This is a genomic window from Mycobacterium persicum (assembly GCF_002086675.1).
In the GTDB taxonomy this organism is placed as follows: domain Bacteria; phylum Actinomycetota; class Actinomycetes; order Mycobacteriales; family Mycobacteriaceae; genus Mycobacterium; species Mycobacterium persicum.
Map to the genome: position 1 here is coordinate 1 of NZ_MVIF01000157.1, position 7,898 is coordinate 7,898.

Annotated in this window: 6 protein-coding genes; all 6 read left to right on the top strand. The window is 66.1% G+C overall.

The window, feature by feature from the left end; genetic code table 11:
- Nucleotides 1-336: SaeA-related protein (locus tag BST40_RS30335; RefSeq protein WP_482805266.1), on the top strand; the 336-nt coding region annotated here is incomplete at its 5' end.
- Complete coding sequence (locus BST40_RS26645; RefSeq protein WP_083156298.1) at nucleotides 333-2,789, top strand: GAP1-N2 domain-containing protein; 2,457 nt, start codon at nucleotides 333-335, stop codon at nucleotides 2,787-2,789. The genes BST40_RS30335 and BST40_RS26645, both read left to right, overlap by 4 nt.
- The gene (locus tag BST40_RS26650) at nucleotides 2,789-3,715 is read left to right on the top strand and encodes a hypothetical protein (RefSeq protein ID WP_075549575.1); all 927 of its coding nucleotides are present in this window, start codon (nucleotides 2,789-2,791) and stop codon (nucleotides 3,713-3,715) included. The genes BST40_RS26645 and BST40_RS26650 overlap by 1 nt, the downstream gene beginning before the upstream one ends.
- The gene (locus BST40_RS26655) at nucleotides 3,712-4,875 is read left to right on the top strand and encodes a hypothetical protein (protein WP_075549505.1); all 1,164 of its coding nucleotides are present in this window, start codon (nucleotides 3,712-3,714) and stop codon (nucleotides 4,873-4,875) included. The genes BST40_RS26650 and BST40_RS26655 overlap by 4 nt, the downstream gene beginning before the upstream one ends.
- A gap of 344 nt (nucleotides 4,876-5,219) precedes the next feature.
- The gene (locus BST40_RS26660) at nucleotides 5,220-6,035 is read left to right on the top strand and encodes a sensor domain-containing protein (RefSeq protein WP_075549503.1); all 816 of its coding nucleotides are present in this window, start codon (nucleotides 5,220-5,222) and stop codon (nucleotides 6,033-6,035) included.
- 792 nt (nucleotides 6,036-6,827) lie between these two features.
- The gene (locus tag BST40_RS26665; RefSeq protein WP_083156301.1) at nucleotides 6,828-7,844 is read left to right on the top strand and encodes a sensor domain-containing protein; all 1,017 of its coding nucleotides are present in this window, start codon (nucleotides 6,828-6,830) and stop codon (nucleotides 7,842-7,844) included.
- The last annotated feature ends 54 nt before the right edge of the window (nucleotides 7,845-7,898 follow it).

Genomic DNA, 7,898 nt, shown 5'->3' on the forward strand with positions numbered 1-7,898 from the left:
CTCATGATTCGCGCCGAGACCGACGACGTCATCGGATCGCCGCCGTTCGTCCTGGTTAACAATGCTCAACGAATCCCGTTGAGCATCACCGACGGTGACCCGCTCGACGTGGCGCCGCTGGGCGACCAGGGTGCGGTGGCCGCGCGGCCCGCAAAGCAATTCAAATGGCCGGCGCTGCGAAGCGACGGCGCCTCCCAGGTATTTGTTGGCGACGTCAGAGGGCGGCAGGGCTGGATACGGCTCTTCGCCGACGTGGGCGACCCGAAGCGGTTGCAGCGGCTGGCGCTGCTGGATCCGCCGGTCGATGCGCTTCGCCTCACCCGGACATCGTCATGACGGCCCGGTATGGACAACTGAGCTACACGTCGTTCGACGCCATCGGATCGGCCGGCGGCTGGCGGGTGAAGCAAACCAGCGGCGACCTCGACGACGCAGAAGAAGCGCTGCTGGTGTCCGGCGTCCGGACTGTGCTGAATCCGGTCGATCCGATACCGGCCTTCCCCGCAGCCGCGCAGCTGCAACGTATTCCGCACCGGCTGGCGTATCGCCGCATCAATCGAAACACTGCCTGCTATTGGCACACGGTGCCGGCAGGAAGCGACCACACCGGCCGGCCCGGCAACGTGTTCGTGCACGCGATGCTGGACCGGCAAGCCGGCACAGCGCAGGACTCTTATCGGCCTATCGAGCTGTGGCGTTCGCAGCGCTGGCTTTGTCCCTACGGTGGTGCGGCCGTGGCTGGGGCAGCGCTGCCCGCACAACCACCGGGGCCCGGCGACACTGTGACACGCCGCAGCGTGGTCAATTTCGCCTACGACACCACCACCTGGCGACTCACAACATTGTTCGGGCTGATGGATGCCGTCGCAGCCGCGATCGAGGGCGGCCCGCCAGTCGTGCTGGGTGCGGAGTCGGACGAAACCGCCGCACAATGGATCGGTTTGATCAGCTTCCTGATGTCGCCGGGAACTGCGCGGTCGCTGAACTTCTCCACCTTTGATCGCGCCGATCAGCTCGAGCACGCCGTGCGGATCGGTCAACATCTCACCGCGATCCCGCGCGATGACCTCCCGATGGCCCCGGCGGCGGCGGTGACAATCGACGAGACCGACACACTTTCGCTGGGAGAATTCGGCGGCCAACCGCACCGGACCGCGGCCGCACAGCCGATCGAGGTCACCGCTTGGTCGGCCATGGCGCAGGTAGCCATGTTGGACCCCGACTCAATGCGGCTGGTGCTCAACGACATTGACATGTTCTCCGCCGGGGTGAACGATTGCGGCCTGCACCCGGCGTGGCCGATGGCGATGTCCATCGCTACCCGGGAGCGATTCGTCGACGCGGCAGACGAGGCTCGGTCGGTGATCACGCAACATTCGCCGCCCGGCCCGGTCATCGATCCGGCCATCGTGCAAACGATCAGCGACGTAGTGCGTTCCGCGGCCGGGACGGGCACCGCCGATGCGCTGGAAGCGGCACGGCGGATGCCCGACGGCCTGACGGCGCAGGTCGCCGACGCCGTGTACCTGTCGCGCGCCATCTGCGACGACCGGTGGCTAGATCGGCCAGACCCGATCCCGCTGGGCCGGACTCGCTATCACGGCCGGGCGGTTCCCGCCGAACTGTTGGGGACGATTCCGGCAGCGCTGCGGGCGGCAGGTGATCGGGGTCCGGGCCGAGTGCTCCTCGTCGTCGACATCCTCGTCCGGTTGGGAATCGACTACGACCTGTCCAGGGTGTTCGAAGAACACGTCCTGCCGGCGCTGCGGGACCCACGGCAGGTTCGGCGCCTGATTCTCGAACTCGGCGGGCGGATCGGCGTTGATTGTCGCTTGGCTGTGGCGTCGGTGATGATGCGGCAGGGCGAGCCGCCGGATCAGCCCGGGGGGCAACTCGACGATTCGGTGCTGGAGTGGCTCAGTGACGGGGTGACGGCGCCGTCGCCGGAGCAGCTGACCGAGGTCCGGCCGGGAAGTCAGGATTGGACCCGGGCTGTGCTGCGCGCCGCCCGGGCGCACCGACTGGGCCCCGAAACCGAACAGGATCGGCAGGCGGACGCGTGGTGGCGGCGTGTCCACGGTTTGCCGTCGGCGCAACTCGATCGGATCGAAGACCGGGTCGTGGAGCGCCTGCCGACTCGGGAACTCATTCTCGGCCTGGTTGGGGCGGCCGACTCACCGGAAATGTTTGAGCTCGCCTCCCGGGTCGTTGCCGACAACAAAGATGAACTAGGTGTCGCATGCGCGGTGGTACGGCTTTATGAACCGCAAGACTGGGTCGCGCGCGGCTACGTCATGACATATCAGCGCGCCTATACCCCCAGGTGGGACGAAGCGGTTGACGCGGTCGGACCGGAGCGCGTTCACCACGACTTCGCGCGCCGGCTGCTTGTGCTGGCGGTCGTCGGTGCCATTGTCGGCACGCCGTGTCCCCGGGTGTGCGCCGCCCTGCTGACCGATCCGAGCCTGCAAACCGAGGTGACCGAGCAGGTATTCGCCTTGGCGGAGACCCGCGTGATCTCCGCCAACGCGGCTCTCGCGGTCAGCCTGCTGCATCCGGCCGGGACCGATCCGATAGCGCCGCTGTTGCGGCGGTTGGCCGCCCGCATCGCGGCAACGTTCCCCTGGGACGCCGACGAGGTCAACGACGTCGTGCACGTGATGGGCCAGATCAGCGCAGCCACGGACGCCGCGTCGCTGCGACGTTTTCGCGAGATGGTGCTCGACGCGCTCCACGGTCAGTCCAGCGACCTGGATCCCATGGCGGCATCCGCGCAGTGGAGGCACTGATGCCCATCTATCTGATGAGTGAACGCACCCGAAGCGTGACGATCCCCAGTCAGGCACTGGCCCTGTCGATCACCGGATCGGTAGCCGAGGCGGTGTTGAATGTCCACGCCGCGGCCGATCAACCCGTGGTGCGGTCCTCGTCGCAGCGTTCGGTCCTGCCGATCGTCATCGGCCCGCTTGTTGTCAGCGTGCGACCGGCCCGGGGCGACTTTTTCGGGCCGGACACCGTGGTCCAGCTGGCAATCGGACCCGATACCGCCGACGGCGTGGATCCCGTTCAGGTGGTCTTCGAACCGGTCGACGTCTCCGGAGACAGCGACGTCGAACTAGCCACGCTGACACCGACCGGGACCCGCATCGAGATCGCGGTCAGCGCGGTGGCCGACCGGCCGCTTAACCCGCTCGGGACCGCCGCCCGCGCGGCCGCCCGGAAGGTCGTCGGGCGGCGATCCGAGCTGTCGAGCCACGCGGTCGTCATCGCGGTGGATGCTTCTGCCTCAATGCGCTCGGCATTCAGCAACGGAAGCGTCTCGGCCGCGGCTGACATCGTGGTTGGCGTTGCCGACGCGGTCGGCATCACCGACGTGTCAGCCGTGTTGGTCGCGGAGAAACCCGTACCGGTCCCGACCGAACCGGCCGGCACCTTGGCGGATTCCCTTCGCAACGTGGAGCCCCGATGGTCCGCCGGTGCCCGATGGTCGACAATCGCCGGCAACGGCGCGCGCACCGTGGTGTGCACCGACTTTCCGACACAGACACTGCGGCAACGGTTTCCGGTCATTGCCATTTCGAACGATCCGCGGCTGGAAACCGACTGCGCGGTGCTGCGTCCGCCCCGCCCGGGTGCCGACGCCGCCGCTGAGGTGCTCAGCCAGCCGGCGGTGCTGGAACGCATCGCGATCTCACTGGTGCGGGGCCTGATGTGACGAAGTGCCCGCGCTGCTTCTCGGTCCTGGGCGATGACCATTACGCGTGGATAGTGGACCCGCGTGTCGCCGGGGTCCCCCGTTATGCGGATGCGGCCGCATCGGCCTACTACGGCGCGGCCGTCACGTCGCCGCCGGTGTACGACGCCAAGCGACCGCCGGGCTACCGGGGTCGGCTGCACACGGCGGCAGACGCCAGCGCCGCGATGAACGGACTGCCCGTCGTCGAGATCTGCCCTGTCTGCCACTTCGAACTTCCCGGGGGATGGCGTCAGGGTCAGGCGGTGTGCATTGCGATGGCCGGGGCCCGGGCAACGGGTAAGAGCATCTATATCGCCGTCTTGATCAAGCAGATGGAGCTGCTCTGCGAAACCTTGAGCGTGTCGATGAGCCCCACCACCCAGGCCTCGGCCCAGGCGTACGCCGTCAATTACGAGCAGCCGCTGTATGTTCAGCGAGGGCTCATCCCACCAACCCCCACAGTGCGAACACAGGCTTCGCCTCAACGCGAACCACTCATTTTCAGCGTCGGGGCGTGGCTTGGGGTGCCGAGCTTCGTGGTGTTGCGGGACGTGGCCGGCGAGGACCTGGAGGCCGGCAATACCTACGCTCCGCATTTCCGATTCTTCGCCGACGCGGACGCCGTGTTTTTCATGTTCGACCCGTTGCGAGTCAAGGGAGTTCGTGATCAACTGCAGGATTTGCTGCCGGCGCCGTCGTCGACCGGCGGAGATCCGCGGTCCGTACTGAGCAACGTGATGCTGGCGGTCGGCGCGGGACGGCCCAAACTGGCGGTCATCGTGTCGAAGTTCGACGCGTTGCGGGCGCTACGCGACGTCGAGGGCTCGGACTGGAGCTACGTCATGTCCAACTCCGGCGCGTCGTACCTGCGTGACAGCTCCGCAAACAGACAGTACGACGATGCCGACGGACAACTTCTCCACGAGGAAGTCCGCAGCCTATTGCTGCGGCTGCAAGGCGGCTCGGTTGTCACCGCGGTCGAACACCCTGCCACCGGAGAGCCGTTGCCGCATCGCTACTTCGCGGTATCGGCGCTGGGCCAACCCCCGGACGGCAACCGCCTGAACGTGCGCGGCATTGCCCCGTTCCGCTGCACGGATCCGCTGCGCTGGGTCACCTCCAGCTTTGGGGTGTTGTAACGGTCCCGGCGGTCTTGCTGCAATGACTCGCCTTATCCAGTGGCTATCGACGGGGGCGCACAAACCGTCCCCGTAGTTTCGGTCAAGCCCGACATGTCGGCCTTGGCGGTTCGTGTCGGCATTAGTGGGTTTCCCCATGCCGGCCGGGTTCGCGTCGATATGATCCGGCTGTGCGCTGCGTGGGAGGAGATGGGGATCCGCAATCGCCGGGGCCGCAGCCTAATCCTTTCGAGAATGTAAGGTCCGCCGGGTCCGGGAGCTTCGGCGACGCCGCCATAGGCCCACAACCCGCAGAGCCCCTGCCGGAAGACTTTTCGGCGGCGAACGGCCCGTCCCTGCCCCCAGTGATCGAAGCGTTTCCTGGCTCTCGGGGTGGGCAGCAGCCGCCGCGGAAGGTCGGCACGACGGTTGTCGGCTCGCGGGTGATCCGATGGCCGGTCGGAGTGGGCATTGGCGTGGCCGGCATTGCCGTGATCCTGGTGGTGGCGGTGATCACCGTGCTACTCACGCACCGGCGCGCGCCGAATCCTGGCGCACCGGCCGCGCCACCGGTAACGCCGCCGACCTTAACGACGCCCGAGCAACTGGACGGCATTCTGCTCAGCGTGGCTGACATCAGCGCCGTGATGGGCGATTCAACCATGCACGACGAAACGAACTGGATATTGAAGGAGCTGCAACTCTCAGGAGGCGTAACGCTATCGCACCCGGACTGCCTTGGGGCGTTTTTTGTCGTGCTGAACGAGCTGTATGCGGGAAGCGGCCAGACCGCAGTGCGAAGTCAATTCGTGTCCGGCGACGACCGTAATGGTCTCAGTTACCATGTCAACCAGGCCGCGGTGACCTTTCCGTCCGTCGCCGAGGCCAGCCGGTTCGTGCAGAATTCGGCCGACAAGTGGAAGAACTGCGCCAACCAGACGGTCACCGAAACATTCGTCAGCGGTCAGCCCTCCAAGTGGACTTTTGCGAGCCTCAACGGCAAGCCACCGACGATCACGCTGAACCGCGTCCAGGTGGGGGCAAGTAACAACAGGGGCTGCCAGCATGCGCTGAGCGCGGTGTCCAATGTGGTTATCGACGTCGACGCCTGCAAATGGTTCATCACTAATGAAGGCGGCCAGATAGCCGACAAAATGGCCGCCAAAGTTAAGGGGCAATAGCACGATAGGCCGTCGGCGGCCGGCGGCCGGCGGGCACCGGGCAATGTGCAGGGTGCGGTGCCGCCGCCGCTAGTGTCGGCGTCAGAGGCGTTGATTGCTCAATGCACGTGAGCAGAATTGAGAATTCGCTGCGGCGCGCCGGTGGCCCCTCAGCTTCGGCCCGGGCGACCGAATGCCGGCGCACGGAATTGGCGGTCATGCTCGACCTGACCTGCGTTCGACTCCGCAACCGCTGGCTGAAGGTAGGCCCCGGCGCTCCATCGCTCGGCGATAGCCCATCTGGCATCAGAAGGCGTCATAGCCCACCGGGATCAGCGCGTACTCGGATACCGAGATCGTTTGGCCCGCAAGGTTGTTCGGCTCCCACCGCGCTGGGGCGCTGCGCGGCCGGCGTGGACGTCAGCAACTGCGAGGTCATCGTGGTGGTGCCGGTTAGGCTGCATTGCCTCAAGGGTCCTTGACTGCAAGTGGCTCGGTTATGGCCGCAGCCGAAAACCCTTGCACAGGAATGCCTTTGCTGCACCGCAACATCGTGGTATCGGCGCTGGGTCAGCCCCCGGATGGCAACCGCTTGAACGTGCGCGGCGTTGCCCATTCCGCTGTACGGATCCGCTGCGCCGGGTCAGCTCCGATGGCTATCAATGGGGAGGTCGCCCAAGAATCGTCCCGTAATCAGAGCGAACCCGGTACGCCCGCCTTGGCGACTCTCGCCGGCACCTGTAGGTTTCCCCATGCCGGCCGGGGTTCGCGTCGATATGTTCCGAGATATGCAGCGCGTGGGAGGAATGGTAAGTGTCCAACGATGGGGATCCGCAATCGCCGGCGCCGCAGCCTAATCCCTTCGACGAGTTGAGATCCGAGGGATTACCGCGGCAACCTGCGGGCGCAAACGACGTGGAGCCCGGCGGGACAACTGGGCAGCCCGAGCCGGCTCCGGAATACTTCTCTGCCGCGAACGGACCGCCACTACCCCCGGTGATCGAGGCGTTTCCCGGCTATCACGATGTGCCGCAGCCGCCGAAGAAGGTCGCCAAGAAGGTCTTCGGGAAGGTCAGGACCCCGCGGGTGATCCGGTGGCCGGTCATAGCGGCCGTCGGCGCGGCTGGCGTTGCCGTGATCCTGGTGGTGGTGACGGTCACCGTGCTACTGACAAACCGGCGCGGGCCGCAGCCGGGCCACACTGCTGGGCCCCCGGCGCCGTCGGCCGTCCTGCCGCCGAGCACGTCACCGCCGCCGCCCCTGACGACGCCCGAACAATTGGACGGCATTTTGCTCAGCGCGGCTGAGATCAACGCCGTCATGGGTGCTTCAACCATGGAAACGATGGAAACGGGTTACCGGTTGGACCCCACACCCATCAAGTTGTCGCACCCGGAGTGCCAGGGGGCGCTTTATGCCGTGCAGGACCTCGTGTATGCGGGCAGCGGCCAGACCGCACTGAGAGTCCAACTCGTGTATGAGCCGGGGCGTTACCATGCCCACTGGGTCACCCAGGCGGCGGTGACGTTTCCGTCTGCCGACAAGGCCGATCAATTCGTGCAGAATTCGGCCGACAAGTGGAAAAGCTGCGCCAACCAGGCGATCAGCGCCACGAACACCGCCGGCAACACCGTCAAGTGGGCCTTGGCGAGTCTCAACGGCGAGCCGCCGACAATCACGCTCAGCGAGCTTCAAGTCGGAGCCAATAACAACTGGGGCTGCCAGCGGGCGCTGAGCGCGGTGTCCAATGTGGTCATCGACGTCAATGCGTGCGGATACCGCATCGCTGACGAAGGTCGCCAGTTAGCCTCGGGCTTTCGCGCCGGTTGATCTTGATGGTGTGTCTTGAACGAAGAATGGTGCTCTGAGCAGGGATAATCCGGT

What these genes read in the sequence shown, in the direction of transcription:
- BST40_RS26645 (WP_083156298.1), top strand. Translation starts at nt 333, where the DNA reads ATGACGGCCCGGTATGGACAACTGAGCTACACGTCGTTCGACGCCATC.
- BST40_RS26650 (WP_075549575.1), top strand. Translation starts at nt 2,789, where the DNA reads ATGCCCATCTATCTGATGAGTGAACGCACCCGAAGCGTGACGATCCCC.